This is a genomic window from Streptomyces sp. NPDC031100, from assembly GCF_055570785.1.
In genome coordinates this window covers 11983-30976 of sequence record NZ_JBVIGN010000018.1, presented here as the reverse complement: position 1 = coordinate 30976, position 18994 = coordinate 11983, and the positions used below count along the sequence as shown (strand labels likewise).

Genomic DNA, 18994 nt, shown 5'->3' with positions numbered 1-18994 from the left:
ATAGGCACGAGGATTCGGCATGAGGTCCCTGGAAAGGCATCGCGACGTCGGCGCGTACGCGCTCGGCGTGCTGGACGAGGCGGAGGCCTTCCGCTTCGAGGACCACCTCATGGAGTGCCCTCAGTGCGCGGCACAGGTGACCGAATTCGGCCCCGCGGCACGGCAGTTGATGCTGTACCGGCGGGCCACGCCGCGCTTCGTGCACCCCATGGCCCAGCCCGGTCCCCGCTTGCTGGACCGGCTCCTGGGCGAACTCTCCCACCGGCACCGGGCACGGCGCCGCCGCTTCCTGTACGGTCTGGCCGCCTCGGTGGTGCTGGCCGTGGCCGGACCGGGGATCATGGTGTACGCCACGCACGACAGGCCGTCCGCCCAGGTCACCGCGGCGACCGACCCCGGCACCGGGGTGTGGGCGCAGGTCACCGCCGAGGACGGGGACAACGGCAGCGTGATGCGCCTGGAGGTGAAGGACGGCTCCGGGCCCCACACCTGCCGGCTCGTCGTCGTCGGCCACGACGGCTCGGAGCAGATCGTCTCCGGCTGGACCGTGGGCGCCCACGACACCGGCATGACCACGACCATGGCGAGCTCCACGATGCACCCGGACCAGATCGACCGCTACGAGGTGCGCACCGCGGACGGACAGCGGCTGGTGTCGCTCGACGCCGGCTGACTATCTCGTTGAAGCGACAATCACCTTGCCCGGCAACGGATTTGCCACCCCGCAGCCGTGGGCTGAGACTGTAGACGAAGACGCGGAGCCGTCGACGGAACGCTCCGTGCCGCCCCTCAGAGCACGATCGAAGGGGCTGATCCGGTGGAAGACCAAGTGCTGATCCGCCTCTCCGAAGAGGGAGCGGAAGCCGAGCGCGTGGAGCAGTTGACCGGCTATCTGCGTGACGAGTTGCTCACACTCCGCGCGGTGGACGACGTCCGGGCGGTCCCCGCGGGAGCGACGCCACCCGGCGCGCGCGGCGTGGACGTCGCGCTGGTCGGCTCCCTGCTGGTGGACCTGAGCAAGTCCCTCACGGGGCTGGGGCAAGTGGTGAACGCGTTGCGTGACTGGCTGGGCCACTTCGGTGACCGCTGTCCGTCGCTGACCCTGACGATGGGCGGGGACACCCTGGAGATCTCGTCGGCGACGGACGAGCAGGTGTCCCAGGCGATAGGCATCTTCGTCGCGAAGCACTCCGCCGCGGGGATCTAGACATGGGCGAGTTCCGGCATGCGCTGATCATCGCCAACGACACGTACGAGGATCAGGGCCTGAAGAAGCTGAGAGCGCCCGGGCACGATGCCGACGCCCTCTCCAGAGTCCTGCACCATCCGCAGATCGGCGACTTCGAGGTGGATGTCCTGCGGAACGGGTCGGCGCAGGACATGCTGAGGCACATCGAGGGCTTCTTCAAGGACCGCCGCCGTGACGACATGCTGGTGCTGCACTTCTCCTGCCACGGGATCAAGAACGAATCGGGCGAACTGTACTTCGCCGCCAGGGACACCGAGCACCGCTTGCTCGAGGCCACGGGAGTCTCGGCCGAATTCGTCCGCCGGTGCATGCTCCGCACGCGGGCGGGCTGCACCGCGCTGTTCCTCGACTGCTGCTACGGAGGCGCCTTCTCCCGTGGGGCGTCCGTGAAGGCTTCACGGGACATGAACGTCCTCGAGCACTTCGCGGGCGAGAAGCCGAGCGGGGGGCGTGGCTGGGCCGTCATCACGGCATCGAACTCGATGGAGTACGCCTTCGAGGGCGACGAACTCACCGAGGGCAGCGGCGCGGGACCTTCGGTGTTCACCCATGCGGTGGTGGAGGGCCTGGAGACCGGTGACGCCGACCTCGACCACGACGGTGAGGTCTCCCTCGACGACCTGTACGACTACGTCCACGGGAAGGTGCTCGACCGGAACCCGCACCAGACCCCGAGCAAGACCGTCCAGATGCAGGGACGGATGCAGCTGGCCCACAGCCCGCACCACCGCATCATCCCGATCAGGCCCCCGGACCGGGTGATCGGCGCTCTGCACAGCAGCGACGAATTCGCCCGCCGTGGCGCCGTCCGGGACCTGCACGCCCGCATGCACAGCGAGAAGCTCTCCGTCGCCGAAGGAGCGCGCCAGGCCTTGGAGACCGTGGTCCGCGACGACACCGGGCAGGTCGCGGAGGAGGCGCTCGGCGCCGTGCACGACGCCCGCCTCAAGCCCTCCCCGACCCGCCTGGACTTCGGCCGGGTGCCCCGGGGCGCCTTGGTGCCACAGCAGTACGTGACCCTGCACGGCATCCCCTTGGCCCGCCACTTCGAGGCCCAGGCCACGGGCAGGTGGCTACGGGTCGAGAAGTCGGCGGACGGTCTGGCCGTCGGTGTCGACACGTCCGCCGAAGGGCGTCTGACGGGCGACATCAGGCTGAAGGGGGTCGCCGGCGAAGCCGTGGTGCACGTCGAGGCCGAGGTGGTGCCGCCGGGCCGGGACCGGACGTTCGCGGACGACGGCCGCAAGGGGACGGTCAGAACACCGGAGGCCAGCCCCGTGCGTGCGCCCGCCCTGGCGACAGCAGCCCTGGGGCTCGCCGTCACCTCGGTGATCACGGTGGTCCTGGCCGTCGTGGCGGCAGCGCAGGCCGTGAACGGCCGGCGTCTGGCCGGGACGCTGGGCAACTTCGAGGACTACGCCCACGCCTTCGGACTGCTCCCGCCCCTCGTCGTCTCCCTGATCACCTCAGTCGCCGCGCTCGTCCTGTGCGCCCTGGCCCGGCACGATCTGAGCGCGCGCCGCAGGCGCTACACGCAAGGGGTGAAGAGCGCCACGCGCGGCCTCCTCGCAACGGCGAAGGTCTGCGCGGTCCCGGTCGTCGTCCTGGCCGCGCTCATGAGCATCGCCTACCCCATCGTGAGCAACCAGTGGTGAGCGCGGGCCCGGCTATTTCAGCAGGCGCGACATCCGGCGATCGGCCAGCGGCTTGCCGCCCGTCTGGCAGGTGGGGCAGTACTGGAGCGAGGAGTCGCTGAAGGAGACCTCGCGGATGGTGTCGCCACAGACCGGGCAGGGCTCGCCGGTGCGGCCGTGGACGCGCAGACCGCTCTTCTTCTCCGCCTTCAGGCGTCCCGCGGCAAGCCCCCGGGAGCGCTCGACCGCCTCGGTGAGGGTGGTGCGCAGCGCCGCGTAGAGCCGCTCGGTCTCCTCGGCGGTCAGGGACGCGGCGAGTTTGAACGGGGACATCTTCGCGGCGTGCAGGATCTCGTCGCTGTAGGCGTTGCCGACGCCGGCGATCAGGCTCTGGTCGCGCAGGGCGCCCTTGATCTGGCGCCGCTCGTCCTGCAGCAGGGCGGCGAGGCGGTCCGCGTCGAAGTCCGCTGCGAGCGGGTCGGGGCCGAGGCGGGCCACGCCGGGCACGTCCTGCGGGTCGTGGACGATGTAGACGGCGAGCTTCTTCTGGGTGCCGGCCTCGGTGAGGTCGAAGCCCGCGCCGGTCTCCAGGGCCGCGCGCAGGGCGAGGGGGCCCTTTCCGGGGCGCGGCGGGCCGTCCGGGAGCCGGTCCTTCCACTGCAGCCAGCCCGCGCGGGCCAGGTGGGTGACGAGGTGCAGGCCGCTGTTCCCCACGATGTCGAGGAACTTGCCGTACCGGTGCACGGCGGTGACCTCGCTGCCCTCGAACGCGCCGACCGGAGGGTCGTACGTCTTCAGGACGCTGATGGCGACGGGCAGCACCCGCACGACCTCGTGGCCGACCAGGTTCTCGGTCAGGAAGTCCTTGAGGGCTTCCACCTCGGGGAGTTCCGGCATATGTCCAGAGTGCCATCCGGGGCTGACATCGCCCGGCAGCGGTTCAGGTCCGGGCCCGTGCCTCTTGGGCCCGTGCCTCTTCTGGCATCCGGAACTCGCACCACACGGCCTTTCCGCCGCCGCGCGCCTCCACTCCCCACACGTCGGCGAGCCGGTCGACCAGGAGCAGTCCGCGCCCGGAGACGCCGTCCACCCCGGCGTCGCGGCGGCGCGGCAGGGCGCTGGAGGAGTCCTCGACCTCGACCCGCAGCCTGCTGCCGCTGCCCTCGAGGACCCGCAGGGTGACGATCGCGGCGCCCTCGGTGTGGATCAGGGCGTTGGTGATGAGCTCGTCCGCGACCAGCTCGATGTCGTCGGCCCGGTCCCGGGCGCCCCAGGAGCGGACCGCGGCGCGGATCATGTGCCGGGACTGGGTGAGGGCCTCGGGGTCGCCGGGGGCCACGTGCTGCTGGAGCCGGCCGCCGGACCGTTGGGCCTCCGGGGCGCGGCGGCGCAGCAGGAGCAGCGCCACATCGTCGTCGCCGCCGCGCGCCTCGGCCACCTCGATCAGCTGATCGGCGAGGTCGCACACCTCGTCCGGGCCCTCGGCGATCAGGGTGGCCAGGGACCGCATTCCGTCGTCGAGGTCGGTGCCGGGCTGTTCGACCAGGCCGTCGGTGCACAGCAGCAGGGTGTGGCCGGGGTCGAGTTCGAGGGTGGCGACGGGGTACTCCAGCCGGGCGAACTCGGCGGAGAGGCCGAGTGGCAGCCCGCCCTCGACCGGGACCCGGACGCAGGTGCCGTCGGCGTGCCGGATCAGCGGGTCGATGTGTCCGGCCCGGACCACCTGGACGACGCCGGTGGACAGGTCGGCCTCCGCGTACAGGCAGGTGGCGAAGCGGTCGGTGTCGAGTTCGCGCAGGAACACGGAGGCGCGGGCCATCACGGTGGCCGGGGTGTGTCCCTCGGCGGCGTAGGCGCGCAGCACGATGCGCAGCTGGCCCATCACGGCCGCCGCGTGCGTGTCGTGGCCCTGTACGTCGCCGATGACCGCGCCGACCCGGCCGCCGGGCAGCGGGATCAGGTCGTACCAGTCGCCGCCGATGTCCCGGCCGAGGGCGCCCCCGGCGGTGGCGGCGCGGTAGCGGACGGCGACGTCGGCGCCGCGGACGCTCGGGATGGTGCGGGGCAGCATCGCCTGCTGGAGGCCCTGGGCGAGGTCCTTCTCCTGCTCGTAGAGCATGGCCCGCTGCAGGCTCTGCGCGATGCTGCTGCCGAGGGCGACGAGCACGTTGCGCTCCTCCGGCGTGAAGCCGCGCCGGTCGTTGTAGAGCAGGCCCATGGCGCCGATCGGGCGGGCCTGGGCGATCAGCGGCAGATAGGCGGCGGAGGTGATGTGCAGGTCCGTGATGTGCGGCCACAGGATGGGAAAGCGCTCGGCGAAGTCCTCCGGGGACTCGATGTAGCAGGGGCTGAGGGTGCGCACGGCCTCGCTCATCGGGTAGGGCTCGTCGATCCGGGTGATGCGGGTGCCGGGTACGAAGCTGCCTGCGGGGCCCTCGGCGACCAGCCGGATGCGGCCGGCCTCGAGCAGGCCCAGGACCAGGCTGGTGGAGCCGAGGAGGGTCAGGCCGTGGGTGTCGGTGACGACGTCGATGACGTCCTGGACGGTGCGGGCGTGGGCGAGAGCGGCCGTGGCGATCTGGACGACGTTGGTCTGCTCGCGCCGGGCGGCGTCCTGGGCGGCCGCATCCCGGCGCTCCGCGCGTTCGCCGAGTTCCTCGGTGGCGTCCCGGACGATCCCGATGATCCGGCGGGGACGGCCCGTCTCGTCGCGTCGTATGGAGCCCTGGGTGTGGGTCCAGCGCAGGGTGCCGTCGCGGCGGCGGACGCGGAAGTACGCGCCGTAGTTCTCCCGGCCGTCCTTGATGGCCTGGCTCACCAGGAGGTCGAGGCGGTGGCCCTCCGCAGGGGGCACGCGCAGGGACAGGCTCTCGGGGCGGCCGTCGTACTCGTCGGGGCGCAGGTCGAAGATCTCGTGCGCCTGGGCGTCCATGGTGAACAGACCGGTGTCCAGGTCCCAGTCGAAGCTGCCCATGCGGTTGAGCGCGAGGATCGGATCCGGGTGGGCGGGCCAGTCCTGCGGGAGTGACAGGGCACTCGCTCCCCGATCAGCCATGGGGCCACCTTGCCAGGATTTGTCCGATTCTTCGAGTGGGGCGAAGGGCGGCTCCAGGTCAGCCTCCCAGGGCGTCGACGGGGCTGTCGACCATGGTGGCGCCATCGGGCGGGTCGTCGATGAGGTCCGGTTGGTCGTCGGGGGTCAGACCGCCGCCGCCGGGCAGGTCGGGGATCTCCGGGACGGTGGGCGGGCCGATCCCGTCGGCGATGTCCGGCAGCGTCTGCGGATCGGTGACGAGGGACCATTCCGGAGGTGTCTGCGAATCGGCGACGAGGGCCTGCCGCGGCAGGCAGCCGGCGAGGCCGCCCGCCGACGGGGCCGCACAGCCCGTGCCGGTCCGGCCGGCGGCGGCCGGGTCGTCCCCGCTCGGCACCGGGCTGCGCCCTGCCGGGGAGCTGCCCGGCAGGGCACCGTCCGGGCTGAGCCGCCCGGTGGGCGCGGGTTCCGTGGCGGGCGGGGGAACGGTGCCGATGGGGGGCGGGGGCGGGGTGCCGGCCGGGAATGGAGGCACGGTGCCGAAGGGGGGTGGCGGTGCAGCACTGGCGGGAGGCAAGGTCGCGGTTCCGACGCCGAGCGGAGGCGCAGTACCGACGGCGGGCGCAGGCACGGTTCCGGCGGGAGACGAGGTCGCGGTACCGACGGAAAGCGGAGGCGCGGCACCGGCGGAGGACGGCGGCGCGCTGCCGGCGGAGGACGGAGGCGTGGTACCGCTGGGGGACGGGGTCGCCCACACGGGTGCCGGTACGACACGGTCGCGCCGGACGTCGCCACCGACACGGCGTTCGATCCAGGTCTGAGAGGCCGCGTCGACGATCGTGATGCCGGTGACGGCCCGGGGCGCCGGGGTCACCGTGATCACCTCGGCGGGCTGGTATCCGGACCATGGGGTGCCGCGGGTGCCGAGCGAACCGGGGAGCGGCTCGGGCGGCGAGAGCGGGTTGCCGCAGACGCAGCGGACGCGGGGCACGCCCCGGTTGTCGACGAGGACGGCGGTGCCGGCCTGGAGGACGGACTGGAAGCGGGCCGACTGCCGACCCTGGTAGGCGTGGCTCGTGACGCTGGTGTCGACGCGGAGCACGACCGGGGTCAGGCCGCGCAGATAGCCGGGGAGCGACGCGCTGGTGATGCCCGCCGCCCGGGCGAAGGCGTCCTCCCTGTCCGGGTCGGCGGCCAGGCGGCCGATCTGCCGCTCGACGTCGCAGACGGAGACGTGCACGGTGCCGCCGTACAGACCGGGGGTCGCGCCGGAGAGGGTGCGCAGCGACGTCGGCGGCGCGGGGGCCCGGGCGACGGGCTGTCCCGACGGCGTTGCCCGGGTGGCGGGCGCCGTGGTGGCCGTGGAGTCGGTGAACGGGGCGGGGCCCGGGGCCGCCATGGGCAGCAGGACGACGTGGGGTTGGGGACGGACCTCCCGCACCGTGTTGCCGACGCAGGCGGCGACGAGGAACGCCGCACAGAGCGCGCAGGCCATGACGATGGCACCGGCGGGTATCCGTCGGGGTCTTCGCACCGCGTTCTCCCGCATCATCTCGGCGCACGATTCATTCGCTATTGTCTGCTTCGTTCGCCGGGATCACGCAAACGGAACCGGGCAATACGCTCAGTGACAGGGCTTTCCGGCGCCGAGGGGGCACCATCGACACGGCGGCCACAATGGAGGCAGGAGCGCACAGCCGTGGACTGGTTCACCGCACCCGAGTACTGGCTGAGCCGGCTGGTCTTCCAGCGGGCTCTGGCCGCCGTGTACCTCGTCGCGTTCCTGACGGCCGCGCTGCAGTTCCGGGCGCTGCTGGGCGAGCGCGGGATACTGCCCATCCCCCACTTCACCGCCCGGGCGCCGTTCAAACGGACTCCCAGCCTGTTCCATCTGCACTACTCGGACCGCTTCTTCGCCGCCTGCGCCTGGGCGGGCTGCGCGGTGTCGGCGGCCCTGCTCGCCGGAGCGGACTCGCTGCTGCCGCTGTGGGCCGGCATCCTGCTGTGGCTGGTGCCGTGGGCGCTGTATCTGTCGATCGTCAACGTGGGCCAGACCTGGTACGCCTTCGGCTGGGAGTCCCTGCTGCTCGAGGTCGGCTTCCTGGCCGCCTTCGTGGGAAACGAGCGGGTCGCACCGCCCGTCGTGGTGCTGTTCCTGCTGCGCTGGATCCTGTTCCGGGTCGAGTTCGGCGCCGGCCTGATCAAGATCCGCGGGGACGCGTGCTGGCGGAAGCTGACGTGCCTGTACTACCACCACGAGACCCAGCCGATGCCGGGCCCGCTGAGCTGGTTCTTCCACCATCTGCCGAAGCCGCTGCACCGGGTGGAGGTCGCGGCGAACCACTTCACCCAACTGGTCGTGCCCGTCCTGCTGTTCACCCCGCACCCGATCGCCACGGCCGCCGCCGCGCTGATGATCGTCACCCAGCTGTGGCTGGTGCTGAGCGGCAACTTCTCCTGGCTGAACTGGATCACCATCGTGCTGGCCCTGTCCGTGCTCCGGGTGCCCGCCACGGCACCGTCCGTGCCCGCGGCGCCGCTCTGGTACGAGGTCCTGGTGCTCGCGGTCGCCGCGCTGCTGGTCTCCCTGAGTTACCACCCGGTGCGGAACATGATCTCCCGGCGCCAGATCATGAACCGCTCCTTCGACCCGCTGCACCTGGTGAACACCTACGGCGCGTTCGGCACCGTCAGCCGGACCCGCTACGAGGTGGTGGTCGAGGGCACGCTGGACGACATGCCGCGGGCGGACGCGGACTGGCGGGAGTACGAGTTCAAGGGCAAACCCGGCGATCCCCGGCACTGGCCGCGCCAGTTCGCGCCCTACCACCTGCGCCTGGACTGGCTGATGTGGTTCGCCGCACTGTCCCCCGCCTACGCCGGCGAGTGGTTCGGAGGCCTGATGGAGCGGCTGCTGGAGAACGACCGCGACACCTTGAAGCTGCTGCGCCGCTCCCCCTTCCCACCGGACACCCCGCCCCGCTACATCCGCGCCCGCCTCTTCCGCTACCGCTACACCACCTGGCGGGAGCTGCGGGAGACGGGGGCGTGCTGGGAGCGGGTGTACGTGCGGGAGTACCTGCCGCCCACACGGCTGGCGGTGGTGGCCGAGCGATCGTGACCGGCCGGTGTCGCGTTCGAGCGGCCCTCTCTCAGAGCCCGTAGACACGCGTGGCGGTCCGCTCGAACACCTCCGCGCGCTCCTCGTTGCTCAGGCCGCTCGTCAACTGACGTGCATTGTCTGCGACTTGCGGGTAGGAGGCCGCCAGCGTGCAGACCGGCCAGTCGGAGCCGAACATCAGGCGGTCGGGGCCGAAGGTCTCCAGGGCGAGGTCGGTGTAGGGGCGGAGGCCGGCGGTCGTCCAGGAGGCGGGGTCGGCTTCGGTGACCAGGCCGGATAGTTTGGCGACCGTGTTGGGGAGGGCGGCCAGGGCGCGCAGGGCCGTCGCCCACGGTTCGCGTTCTCCCGAGGCGATGGGCGGCTTGCCCAAGTGGTCGAGGACGAAGGTGAGGTGGGGCAGGTTCGCGGCCGCCTTGACACAGGCCGGGAGCTGGTGGGGCAGGACCACGAGGTCGTAGACCAGGCCGGCCTCGGCCACGGCGGCCAGGCCCCGCTGGACGTCGGCCCGCAGCAGCCACTCCGGGTCGGGCTCGCCCTGGACCTGGTGGCGGATGCCCTTGAGGAAGGAGCCGCCCGGGAGTGCGCGCAGGCGTGCCAGTTCGGCGGCGATGTCGGGCCGGGTGAGGTCGGTCCAGCCGACCACGCCCGCGACGAGGTCGTGGCCGGCGGCCAGGGCCAGGAACTCGGGCGTCTCCTCGGGGACGGTGACCGTCTGGACCAGAACGGTGCGGTCCACACCGGCCGCGCGGGCCTCGGGTTCGAGGTCGGTGAGGGTGAAGTTCCGCCGCAGTGGCCGGAGTTGGGGGCCGCGGATCCAGTCCTGGTCGCGCACCGACAGGTCCCATACGTGGTGGTGGGCGTCGACCGTCACGGCAGCTCCCAGACGACGGGCAGCCCGGCGTCCGCGCCGCTCTGCGCGTAGTCGTGCACGACATCGAGCAGCTCGGCCATCCGGGCCTGCCAGGAGACGTTGACCGGCAGCTGTTCGAGTACGGCGAGGAGGCGGCCGTAGTCCTCGCAGTCCAGGAGGTGGAACAGGTCGGTCCCTCCCCCACGCTCGGCTTCGCTCGCGCGGGGGGACCCCCACCGCCAGATGGTCCAAGAAGTGGCTCCGGCGGCGCGGATGGCGTCGGTGAGTTCCTTCGGGACCTCGCGGTGGGCCGCCTCGTAGTCGGCGATGCGGTCGGCACGGACCTTGGTGTGCAGGGCGACTCTCATGACGGCTCCTCGGGGGGCAGCAGACCGGTCTCGCGCAGCTCCTGCCAGCAGGCGGCAGGGACCGGGGTCTCGAACTGGTCGGCGCAGTCGTGCACTTCGGCTGCGGAGCGGGCCCCGGCCAGGACGCTCGCGACGGCCGGGTGCGCGGCACAGAAGGCCAGGGCGACCGCGCGGAGGGTGACGCCGTGCCGGTCGGCGACGGCCTTCAGCCGCAGGGCGCGCTCCAGCAAGCCCCGTGGTGCGCGAGTGTAGTTGTACGTCGACTGCGGCGTCGGGTCCGCCAGCAGGCCCGAGTTGAAGGCGCCGCCGATCACGGCCGACACGCCGCGCGCGGCGGCCTCGGGCAGCAGCTCGGCCGCCGCGCTCTGGTCGAGCAGGGTGTACCGGCCGGCGCAGAGCACCACGTCCACGTCCGTGTCGCGGACGAACCGGGTGAGCATCGCCGCCTGGTTCATGCCTGCGCCGATCGCGCCGACGAGCCCCTCCGAGCGGAGCTTCTCCAGGGCCGGGTAGCCCTCGCGGAAGGCCTGCTCGGCGTGGTCGTCGGGGTCGTGGAGGTAGACGACGTCGACGCGGTCGAGGCCGAGCCGTTCCAGGCTCGCCTCCAGGGTGCGACGGATGCCGTCGGCGCTGAAGTCCCAGACGCGGCGCAGGGTGGCGGGTACGGCGAAGCCGTTCGCCAGGTCGTCTCCGGTGCCGTCCGCGGGTTCCAGGCGGCGGCCGACCTTCGTGGAGACCGTGTAGGCGGCGCGGTCGTACGCGCGCAGGGCCGCGCCGAGGCGCCTCTCGGACAGGCCGAGGCCGTAGTGGGGCGCGGTGTCGAAGGAGCGGATGCCCCGCTGCCAGGCGGCCCGTACCGCGTCGTACGCCTGCTCGTCGTCCAGCGGGGTGTAGAGGTTGCCGATCCCGGCGGCGCCGAAGCCCAGCGGGCTGACCTGGACGCCGCTGCGGCCCAGGCGGTTCACCGGCCCGCCGGGCGCAGCCTGAGGCCCTGCATGCCGCCGTCGACGGCGAGGGCGGTGCCGGTGGTGGCGCCGGAGAGAGGGCTGGCCAGGTAGGCGATGGCGCCCGCGACTTCGGCCGCCGAGACGAGGCGGCCGGTGGGCTGGCGGCCTTCCAGGGCGGCGCGCTCGGCGGCGGGGTCGGGGGTCGCGTCCAGCAGCCGGCCGACCCACGGGGTGTCCGCCGTACCGGGGTTGACACAGTTGACGCGGATGCCCTCGCGGACGTGGTCGGCGGCCATGGCCAGGGTCAGGGAGTACACGGCACCCTTGGTGGCGCTGTACAGGGCGCGCTGCGGCAGGCCCGCGGTGGCGGCGATGGAGCAGGTGTTGACGATCGCCGCGTGTGCGGAGCGGCGCAGGTGCGGGAGGGCGGCGCGGGCGGTGCGGACCATGCCGAGGACGTTGACGTCGAAGACGCGCCGCCACTCCTCGTCGTCGTTGTCCTCGACGGTGCCCTGGGCGCCGATGCCGGCGTTGTTGATCAGTATGTCGAGACCGCCCAGGGCCTCGACGGCCCGCTCCACGGCCGTACGCACCGAGCTGTCGTCGCCGACGTCGGCCCGGAAGGCCAGGAGCGGCTCGTCCACCGAGGACGGGTCCAGGTCGAGCACGGCGACCTGGGCGCCGCGTTCGGCGAGGAGGCCGGCGGTGGCCCGGCCGATCCCGGAGGCGCCGCCGGTGACCAGGGCCCTGAGGCCCTCGAAGTCGGTCATGCCGCCTGTCCCTTCTGGGTGTCGGGGTCGGCGGCCCAGAAGGTGCCGCCGGGGAAGGTGTACCGCGCGATGGACTCCGGGCGCATGGCGGCCGAGAATCCGGGCGCCGTGGGGGCCGTGTAGTGGCCGTCGCGGATCACCACGGGGGTGAGGAAGTGCTCGTGGAGGTGGTCGACGTACTCGATGACGCGGTCCTCGGCGGTGCCGGAGACGGCCAGGTAGTCGAACATCGACAGGTGCTGGACGAGTTCGCACAGGCCGACCCCGCCGGCGTGCGGGCAGACGGGCACGCCGAACTTGGCGGCGAGCAGCAGGATGGCGAGGTTTTCGTTGACCCCGCCGACGCGGGCGGCGTCGATCTGCACGATGTCGAGGGCGCCCGCCTGGAGCATCTGCTTGAACACGATGCGGTTGTGGACGTGTTCGCCGGTGGCGACTTTGACAGGTGTGACCGCGCGGCGGATCGCCGCGTGGCCGAGGACGTCGTCGGGGCTGGTGGGCTCCTCGATCCAGTACGGGTCGAACTCGGCGAGCGCCTTGGTCCAGGCGATCGCCTCGTCCACGTCCCAGCGCTGGTTGGCGTCGACGGCGAGCCGGACGTCCGGTCCGACGACCGCGCGGGCGACCCGGCAGCGCCGTACGTCGTCCGCCAGGTCGGCACCCACCTTGAGCTTGATCTGGCGGAAGCCGTCCGCGACGGCCTCGGCGGCGAGCCGGCTGAGCTTCTCGTCGTCGTAGCCGAGCCAGCCCGGGGAGGTCGTGTAGGCGGGGTAACCGCGCTCCAGCAGCCGGGCCCGGCGGTCCTCGGCGCCCTCCCTGCCGTGTCTGAGCAGGTCGAGGGCCTCATCGGGGGTGAGCGCGTCGGTGATGTAGCGGAAGTCGATCTGCCGGACCAGCCAGTCCGGTTCGGCGTCGGCGAGCAGGTGCCACAGCGGCTTGCCGGCCCGCCGGGCGGCGAGGTCCCAGACCGCGTTGACGACGGCTCCGATCGCCATGTGCATCACGCCCTTCTCCGGGCCCAGCCAGCGCAGCTGGCTGTCGGCGATCAGGTCCCGGAAGAGCGAGCCGGGGTCGGCACAGACCTCCTCCACGTCGCGGCCGAGCACATGGTCCCGCAGCGCGTCGATCGCGGCGACCTGGACGTCGTTGCCCCGCCCGATGGTGAAGGTGAACCCGTGGCCCTCGTGCCCGTCGGCGGCGTCCGTGCGCAGGACGACGTAGGCCGCCGAGTAGTCGGGGTCCGGGTTCATCGCGTCGGAGCCGTCCAGCTCGCGCGAGGTGGGGAAACGGATGTCGTGGGTGTCGACCGCGGTGATGCGGGCGGGGACCTGGGACACTGAAGTCCTTTCCGTCATGGGGCGGTTGGAGGATCGGATCAGTCCTGGGCCCGGCCCGTGGTCACGCGGGCGATCATCAGGGCGACGAGGATGATCCCGCCGTAGATGGCCTGGATCCAGAAGGACGGCACCTGCGCGAGGGTCAGCAGGTTCTGTACGACGCCGAGCAGAAGGACGCCGGTGAGGGCGCCGGCCATGGTGCCCTTGCCGCCGTCCAGGCTGATGCCGCCGATCACGGCCGCCGCGAACACGGTGAAGATCATGTTGTTGCCCTGGTTGGCGCTGATCGCGCCGACGTATCCGGTCTGCAGGAGGCCGCCCGCAGAAGCCAGCACGCCAGCCACCACGAACACGCCGAGCATCACGCGGTCGACGCGGATACCTGCCGCGCGGGCCGCGTCCGCGTTGCCGCCGATGGCGTACAGGGCGCGGCCGACGCGGTGGTAGCGCAGGACGAGACCGGTGACCGCGAAGGCGAGGGCGGCCAGCCACACGGACATCGGGACGCGCAGGAACGTCGTGGTGGCCAGGGTGAAGAACGCGTCGGGCATCCCGAACAGCGTCTTGCCCTTGGTGGCGCCGACCAGCAGCCCGCGCAGGACGATCAGCATCGCCAGGGTGACGATGAAGGCGTTGAGCTTGAACTTCACCACGAGGATGCCGTTGAAGGCACCGATCGCCGCGCCGACGACGAGGATCGCGATCAAGGCGAGCGCGGTGGGCCACTCGGTGCCCCAGCCGGACTGGGCGGCGGGCAGGACGAGCAGGGCGCCCACGGCGGGCGCGATGCCGACCACCGATTCGAGCGACAGGTCGAACTTCCCGGTGATCAGCACGAGCGACTCCGCGAGCACCACCATCGCCAGGGCCGCGGAGGCGCCCAGGATCGAGATGATGTTGCGCTCGGTGAGGAAGGAGTCGTTGACGAAGGCGCCGAGCACCATCAGCAGCAACAGGGCCGGAACCAGGGCGAGTTCGCGGGCCCGGCGGAGCAGGACCGCCTTGGCCGAGCGGGTGTCGGGGACCTTGACGGGCGTGAGCGGCGGGGCGGACTTGGTGTCAGCCATGGTCGATCCGTCAGCCATGGTCGATCCGTCAGCCATGGTCCACTCCTTCGATGGAGGCGATCAGCTCGTGGTCGTGCCAGCCCGCCGGGTGCTCGGCGACGATCCGGCCGTGGAAGAGGACGAGGACGCGGTCGCAGCGCCGCAGGTCGTCGAGGTCGTCGGAGACGACGAGCACTGCGGTGCCGTCCTCGCGGGCGCTGTCCATGCGGGCCAGCAGCGACTCCTTGGACTTCACGTCGACGCCCGCGGTGGGGTTGATCAGGACGAGCAGCCGCGGATCGGAGGCCAGGGCGCGGGCCATGACGACCTTCTGCGCGTTGCCGCCGGAGAGGTCGGAGACGGGCTGGTCGGGGCCCTCGGCGTGGATGTCCAGGCGTTCGATGAGGCCGGCGGCGACGGTGCGTCTGCGCCGGGTGCCGACGAAGCCGTACCGGCCCAGGCGGCCGAGGACGCTGAGGGTGGCGTTGTCGCCGACGGTCATCCCGGTCACGAGGCCCTGTTCGTGCCGGTCGCGGGGTACGCAGCCGACACCGGCCCCGAGAGCTGCCTGGACGTCCCCGAACGGGAGTCGGCGGCCGTCGAGCCGGGCCGTGCCGCTCGTCGGGGTGTGCAGTCCGGCGAGGGACTCGGCCAGCTCGATCTTCCCGCTGCCGCTGGAGCCGGCGAGTCCGACGACCTCGCCGTGGCGGACGGTGAGGTCGATGTCCTGGTACGACGGTGACGACAGCCCGTGGGCTTCGAGGGCGACCGGCGCGTCGTCGTCCACCGCGTCCCGCGCTGTCACCGCCTGCTCGGCGACGGTCTCCCCGGCCATGGCCTCCACCAGGGCCGCGCGCGGCAGTTCGGCGACGGGGGCCGTGGTGATCCAGCGGGCGTCGCGCAGTACGGTCACGGTCTGGCAGACCTCGTACACCTCCTGGAGGTGGTGCGAGATGAACAGGAAGGTGACCCCGGAGTCCTGCAGGGCACGCATCCGGCCGAACAGCCGCTCGATCTCCCGGTTGTCGAGCTGGGCGGTCGGCTCGTCGAGGACGATGAACCGCGCCCCGAAGCTCAACGCCCGGGCGATCTCCACCATTTGACGGTCCTCGACCCGGAGGTCGGCGGTGCGGGCCTCGGGGTCGACGTGCACGTCCCAGGTGGCGAGCAGCTCGGCGGCCTCGCTGCGCAGCCGGCGCCAGCTGATGAACCCCCGCTGGAGCTGCTGTCGGTTGATGAACAGGTTCTCGGCGACCGTCAACTCCGATACGACCGTGGGCTTCTGGTACACGCAGGCGACTTTGCGGCGCCAGGCGTCCCGGTCGGCGAGCGGGGGCGCGGGCTCGCCGTCGAGGCGAACCAGGCCCTCGTCGGGCGCCTGGAGTCCGGTCAGGACGTTGACCAGGGTCGACTTGCCGGCGCCGTTGCGGCCGACGAGCGCGTGAGACTCACCGGGCCGCACGGTGAGTCGGCCGTCGGCGAGGGCGACGGTGGGGCCGTACCGCTTGACGATGCCCTCTGCTTGGACCAGTGGCGTTGTCATTTGACCGTGTTGCCCCAGAGCTTCGGGTCGTCGACGTTCTCCTTGGTGACCAGGGGCGCGGGCAGCTGGTCCTCGAGGATGCCGCTGGGCAGCTTGACGATGGTCGAGCCGTGGTCGGTCGGCCCGGGCTTGAACGTCTTGCCCGCCATCGCCGCCTTGATGTAGTACATGCCGTACTTCGCGTAGGCGTCGGCCGGCTGGGAGACCGTGGCGTCGATCTCGCCCTTGCGGATGGCGTCGAACTCCTGCGGGATGCCGTCGTTGGAGACGATGGCGATGTGGCCCTGCTGCCCCGCCGCCTTCAGCATGTTCTTCGACTTCAGGGTCTGCAGCGTCGGCGCGAGGTACACGCCGCCCGCCTGCATATAGATGCCCTTGATGTCGGGGTTGGCGCCCAGCAGCGTGTCCAGCTTGGCGGCCGCGGTGTCGGACTCCCACTTGGCGGGGATCTCCAGCACCTTGAGCTTCGGGTACTTCTTCTTCACACAGGCCCGGAAGGCCTGGGAGCGGTCGCGGCCGTTGACCGAGGCGAGGTCGCCCATGATCTGTACGACCTTGCCGCTGGTGACGTGCTGCCCGAGGTAGTCGCAGGCCTTCTCGCCGTAGGCGACGTTGTCGGCGCGCACCACCATGGCGACCTCGCCCTTGTCGGGCGCGACGTCCACGGCGACGACGGGTACGCCCTTGCGTTCGGCCTGGTCGAGTCCCGCCTGGATGGCAGCGCTGTCGAGAGGAGCGACCACCAGCCCCTTCACGCCCTGGTTGAGTTCGTTGTTGATGTCGGTGATCTGCTGCGAGGGGTCGCTGTTGGAGTTGACCGTCTTCAGCGCGTCGACACCCTCGGACTTGGCCATCTTGGGCACGTAGTCGTTGTACGACTGCCAGAACGGCGAGGTCAGCAGGGGCAGGATCACCCCGACCCGGCCGGAGCCGCCTCCGCCTCCCGCGCCGGAGGCGCCGGTGTCCTTGGTGCTGCCGCATGCGGTGAGCAGCAGCGAGGCGCAGGCGGCCAGGGCCGCCACGCCGGTGATCCGTGACCTGTTCTGCTTCCTCGCTGTTCTGGCGGGCATCTCGCGGCTCCTCGTCGAGGGTGTTCGAGCAGATGCCGAGATACTTATCAGACCACTCCGACGCCAGAACACCCTCCGACACCAATTTTTCCGCCTTCCAATGCGTAGTGGTCCGACCACTCCCGTGGATAAACTGCGACGCACCCAGCGACGGGAGGAGTGGCGTGGACGAGGAAGCCCCGCAGAAGGGCACGGTGACCCAGCGCGCCATCGAGCGGATCAAGGCGATGATCGCCGAGGGGGCGCTGGAGCCGGGCCAGCGCCTGCCCACCGAGCGCGACCTGGCCGCCCAACTGGGCATCTCCCGCAGCTCGATGCGCGAGGCGATCCGCGCGCTGACGGTCCTGGGCGTCCTGGAGGCCCGGCACGGCTCCGGCATCTACGTCACCGCGCTGGAGGCCGGCGACCTGCTGGAGACCTTCGGCGTGGTCGCCGACCTGTCCCGAGGCCCCCGGCTGGTGGAGCTGCTGGAGGTGCGCCGCATCCTCGAGTCGACCGCCACTGCTCTCGCCGCGGCCCGCATCACCGACGATCAACTCGCCGAAGTGGAGAAGCACTTGACGGCGATGAACGCCACCGACGACCCCGAGGAGATCCTCGCCCACGACCTGGCGTTCCACCGCGAGATCGCGGCCGCCGCGGGCAACGAGACGATGGCTGCCATCCTCGAGGGCCTGTCCTCCCGCACCTTCCGGGCCCGCGTCTGGCGCGGCTACCAGGAGGAGGGAGCCTTCACCCGCACCCGCCGCGAACACGCGGCCATCCACCGGGCGCTGGCGGCCCGCGACCCGGAGGCGGCCCGGGCTGCGGCGGCCGCGCATGTGGGCGAGGTGGAGGAGTGGTTGCGGGCGCAGGTCGGGGGTGTCGGCGAGTGACGACAACGCCGCAGACGGGCGTGCCGAACCCCGCGTCCGCGGCATGATCCGTGGAGGGATGTGGTGCCCTCGCTGTCGCCCCGCCCCGGGTCGGCCCCCGACCGCAGGACCGTCTTCACGCGGGCGGCATCACCCATCAGGGTTGCCGCGAACAGCTGCCGGGAGGGCTTCTTGCGTCGCCGCTGGTTCGTGGGTGCCGAGGTCGGCGATCGGCTCGACCGGCTGACCAAGGCGGAGCCGCACCGTTCCCCGGCCGACCACCGCCACGCCGGCGATCGTCAGCAGTCCCCCCAACACCTCCACCGGTTGCGGTCGTTCGCCCAGCCAGACGTAGGCGACGGCCAGGGTGGCGGCCGGGACCAGGTACAGGGCCGCGGTGGCCGCCGTGACCGTGAGCCGGGCCACGGCGTAGCCCCAGACGACGAAACCGGCAGCGGAGGGCAGGGCGCCGAGGTAGACGGCGGCCAGGAGGGGGCCGGACGGGGCGTGCAGAGCTGCCCGGAGTGCGGTGGGGGCGAGCGGGAGCAGGAGGGCCGTGCCTGCCCACATCGCGTGGGCGGCGACCTCCAGACCGGTGTACGTGCGCAGCAGCGGCTTGATGCCCAGGTGGTAGGCGGCCTGGACGAACGCTGCGGCCACCACCGCCCAGGCCGCCGTGCTGTAGCCGGTGTCGCCGCCGGCGACGGCGATGAGGGCCGCTCCGCCCAGTGCGACACCGGAACCGGCGATCTGGGTGAGGGTGAGCCGTTCCCGCAGGAAGGCGCCGGCGAGCAGCGCGCTGATCGCCGGGGCGACGGCCACGATCATGCTCGCGGTGCCGGCGGGGACGTGCAGCTCGCCCCAGTTCAGGAGCAGCTGGTAGGCGCTCATGCCGGACGCCCCGACGAGCACGATCCGGGGCAGGTCCCGGCGCGCGGGGCGCCGTACCCGCATCACGGGGGCCACCGCCGCCAGCGCGAGGGAGGCGACAGCGAGGCGCAGGAAGGACAGCTCGGCGGCGCCGTAACCCCGCAGGGCCACACGGATCGCGGGGAACGCGGACGCCCACAGCAGCACAGTCATGGCCAGGGCGAGGAGGGTCTTGTCGGGCTTCACGCCTTCGACTGTGCTCCGTAGAATCGAAAAGGTCTATTTACTCTTTCTTCTGCGA

At 71.9% G+C, this 18994-nt stretch carries 17 protein-coding genes; 5 read left to right on the top strand and 12 right to left on the bottom strand.

The window, feature by feature from the left end; all coding sequences use genetic code 11:
• Window positions 1-19: 19 nt before the first annotated feature.
• The 3 genes from ACZ5DS_RS37470 (at window position 20) to ACZ5DS_RS37460 (ending at window position 2904) form a co-directional block, all read left to right on the top strand.
• Window positions 20-673 (top strand): zf-HC2 domain-containing protein, encoded by a 654-nt coding sequence (locus tag ACZ5DS_RS37470; RefSeq protein ID WP_468247662.1) that lies wholly within the window; start codon window positions 20-22, stop codon window positions 671-673.
• Window positions 674-817: 144 nt separating this feature from the next.
• Entirely contained in the window at window positions 818-1207 is a 390-nt protein-coding gene (locus ACZ5DS_RS37465) for a hypothetical protein (protein WP_468247661.1), read from the top strand.
• Window positions 1208-1209: 2 nt separating this feature from the next.
• Complete coding sequence (locus tag ACZ5DS_RS37460; RefSeq protein ID WP_468247658.1) at window positions 1210-2904, top strand: caspase family protein; 1695 nt, start codon at window positions 1210-1212, stop codon at window positions 2902-2904.
• Between the two features lie 12 nt (window positions 2905-2916).
• On the opposite strand, the gene ACZ5DS_RS37455 is transcribed toward ACZ5DS_RS37460, so the two are convergent.
• From ACZ5DS_RS37455 to ACZ5DS_RS37445, 3 genes are read right to left on the bottom strand one after another with little or no spacing between them, the layout of a single operon-like run.
• Window positions 2917-3780: an Fpg/Nei family DNA glycosylase gene (locus tag ACZ5DS_RS37455; protein ID WP_468247657.1), complete on the bottom strand. Its 864-nt coding sequence runs from the start codon at window positions 3778-3780 to the stop codon at window positions 2917-2919.
• A 43-nt stretch (window positions 3781-3823) separates the two neighbouring features.
• A complete protein-coding gene (locus ACZ5DS_RS37450; protein WP_468247656.1) occupies window positions 3824-5938 on the bottom strand; it encodes a SpoIIE family protein phosphatase in 2115 nt (704 codons plus the stop codon).
• Between the two features lie 58 nt (window positions 5939-5996).
• Window positions 5997-7451 carry a DUF6777 domain-containing protein gene (locus tag ACZ5DS_RS37445; RefSeq protein WP_468247653.1) on the bottom strand — a complete coding sequence of 485 codons (1455 nt, stop codon included), beginning with the start codon at window positions 7449-7451 and terminating at the stop codon, window positions 5997-5999.
• 165 nt (window positions 7452-7616) lie between these two features.
• Here ACZ5DS_RS37445 and ACZ5DS_RS37440 point away from each other — a divergent pair, with 165 nt between their 5' ends.
• Complete coding sequence (locus tag ACZ5DS_RS37440; protein WP_468247651.1) at window positions 7617-9038, top strand: lipase maturation factor family protein; 1422 nt, start codon at window positions 7617-7619, stop codon at window positions 9036-9038.
• Window positions 9039-9069: 31 nt separating this feature from the next.
• On the opposite strand, the gene ACZ5DS_RS37435 is transcribed toward ACZ5DS_RS37440, so the two are convergent.
• From ACZ5DS_RS37435 to ACZ5DS_RS37400, 8 genes are read right to left on the bottom strand one after another with little or no spacing between them, the layout of a single operon-like run.
• Complete coding sequence (locus tag ACZ5DS_RS37435; RefSeq protein WP_468247649.1) at window positions 9070-9909, bottom strand: amidohydrolase family protein; 840 nt, start codon at window positions 9907-9909, stop codon at window positions 9070-9072.
• The gene (locus ACZ5DS_RS37430; RefSeq protein WP_468247647.1) at window positions 9906-10256 is read right to left on the bottom strand and encodes an L-rhamnose mutarotase; all 351 of its coding nucleotides are present in this window, start codon (window positions 10254-10256) and stop codon (window positions 9906-9908) included. Before ACZ5DS_RS37430 ends, ACZ5DS_RS37435 begins: the two co-directional genes overlap by 4 nt.
• Window positions 10253-11221 (bottom strand): aldo/keto reductase, encoded by a 969-nt coding sequence (locus ACZ5DS_RS37425; RefSeq protein WP_468247644.1) that lies wholly within the window; start codon window positions 11219-11221, stop codon window positions 10253-10255. Before ACZ5DS_RS37425 ends, ACZ5DS_RS37430 begins: the two co-directional genes overlap by 4 nt.
• Entirely contained in the window at window positions 11218-11973 is a 756-nt protein-coding gene (locus ACZ5DS_RS37420) for an SDR family NAD(P)-dependent oxidoreductase (protein WP_468247642.1), read from the bottom strand. Before ACZ5DS_RS37420 ends, ACZ5DS_RS37425 begins: the two co-directional genes overlap by 4 nt.
• Window positions 11970-13310 (bottom strand): L-fuconate dehydratase, encoded by a 1341-nt coding sequence (locus ACZ5DS_RS37415; protein ID WP_468247639.1) that lies wholly within the window; start codon window positions 13308-13310, stop codon window positions 11970-11972. Before ACZ5DS_RS37415 ends, ACZ5DS_RS37420 begins: the two co-directional genes overlap by 4 nt.
• A gap of 38 nt (window positions 13311-13348) precedes the next feature.
• Window positions 13349-14377: an ABC transporter permease gene (locus ACZ5DS_RS37410; protein ID WP_468247637.1), complete on the bottom strand. Its 1029-nt coding sequence runs from the start codon at window positions 14375-14377 to the stop codon at window positions 13349-13351.
• 28 nt (window positions 14378-14405) lie between these two features.
• Window positions 14406-15899 carry a sugar ABC transporter ATP-binding protein gene (locus ACZ5DS_RS37405; protein WP_468247635.1) on the bottom strand — a complete coding sequence of 498 codons (1494 nt, stop codon included), beginning with the start codon at window positions 15897-15899 and terminating at the stop codon, window positions 14406-14408.
• The gene (locus ACZ5DS_RS37400; protein ID WP_468247632.1) at window positions 15896-16969 is read right to left on the bottom strand and encodes a sugar ABC transporter substrate-binding protein; all 1074 of its coding nucleotides are present in this window, start codon (window positions 16967-16969) and stop codon (window positions 15896-15898) included. The genes ACZ5DS_RS37405 and ACZ5DS_RS37400 overlap by 4 nt, the downstream gene beginning before the upstream one ends.
• Before the next feature lie 164 nt (window positions 16970-17133).
• Here ACZ5DS_RS37400 and ACZ5DS_RS37395 point away from each other — a divergent pair, with 164 nt between their 5' ends.
• Window positions 17134-17844 (top strand): FadR/GntR family transcriptional regulator, encoded by a 711-nt coding sequence (locus ACZ5DS_RS37395; protein WP_468247631.1) that lies wholly within the window; start codon window positions 17134-17136, stop codon window positions 17842-17844.
• Window positions 17845-17973: 129 nt separating this feature from the next.
• Here ACZ5DS_RS37395 and ACZ5DS_RS37390 read toward each other — a convergent pair whose 3' ends face one another.
• The gene (locus tag ACZ5DS_RS37390; protein ID WP_468247629.1) at window positions 17974-18939 is read right to left on the bottom strand and encodes a DMT family transporter; all 966 of its coding nucleotides are present in this window, start codon (window positions 18937-18939) and stop codon (window positions 17974-17976) included.
• Window positions 18940-18994: the final 55 nt, after the last annotated feature.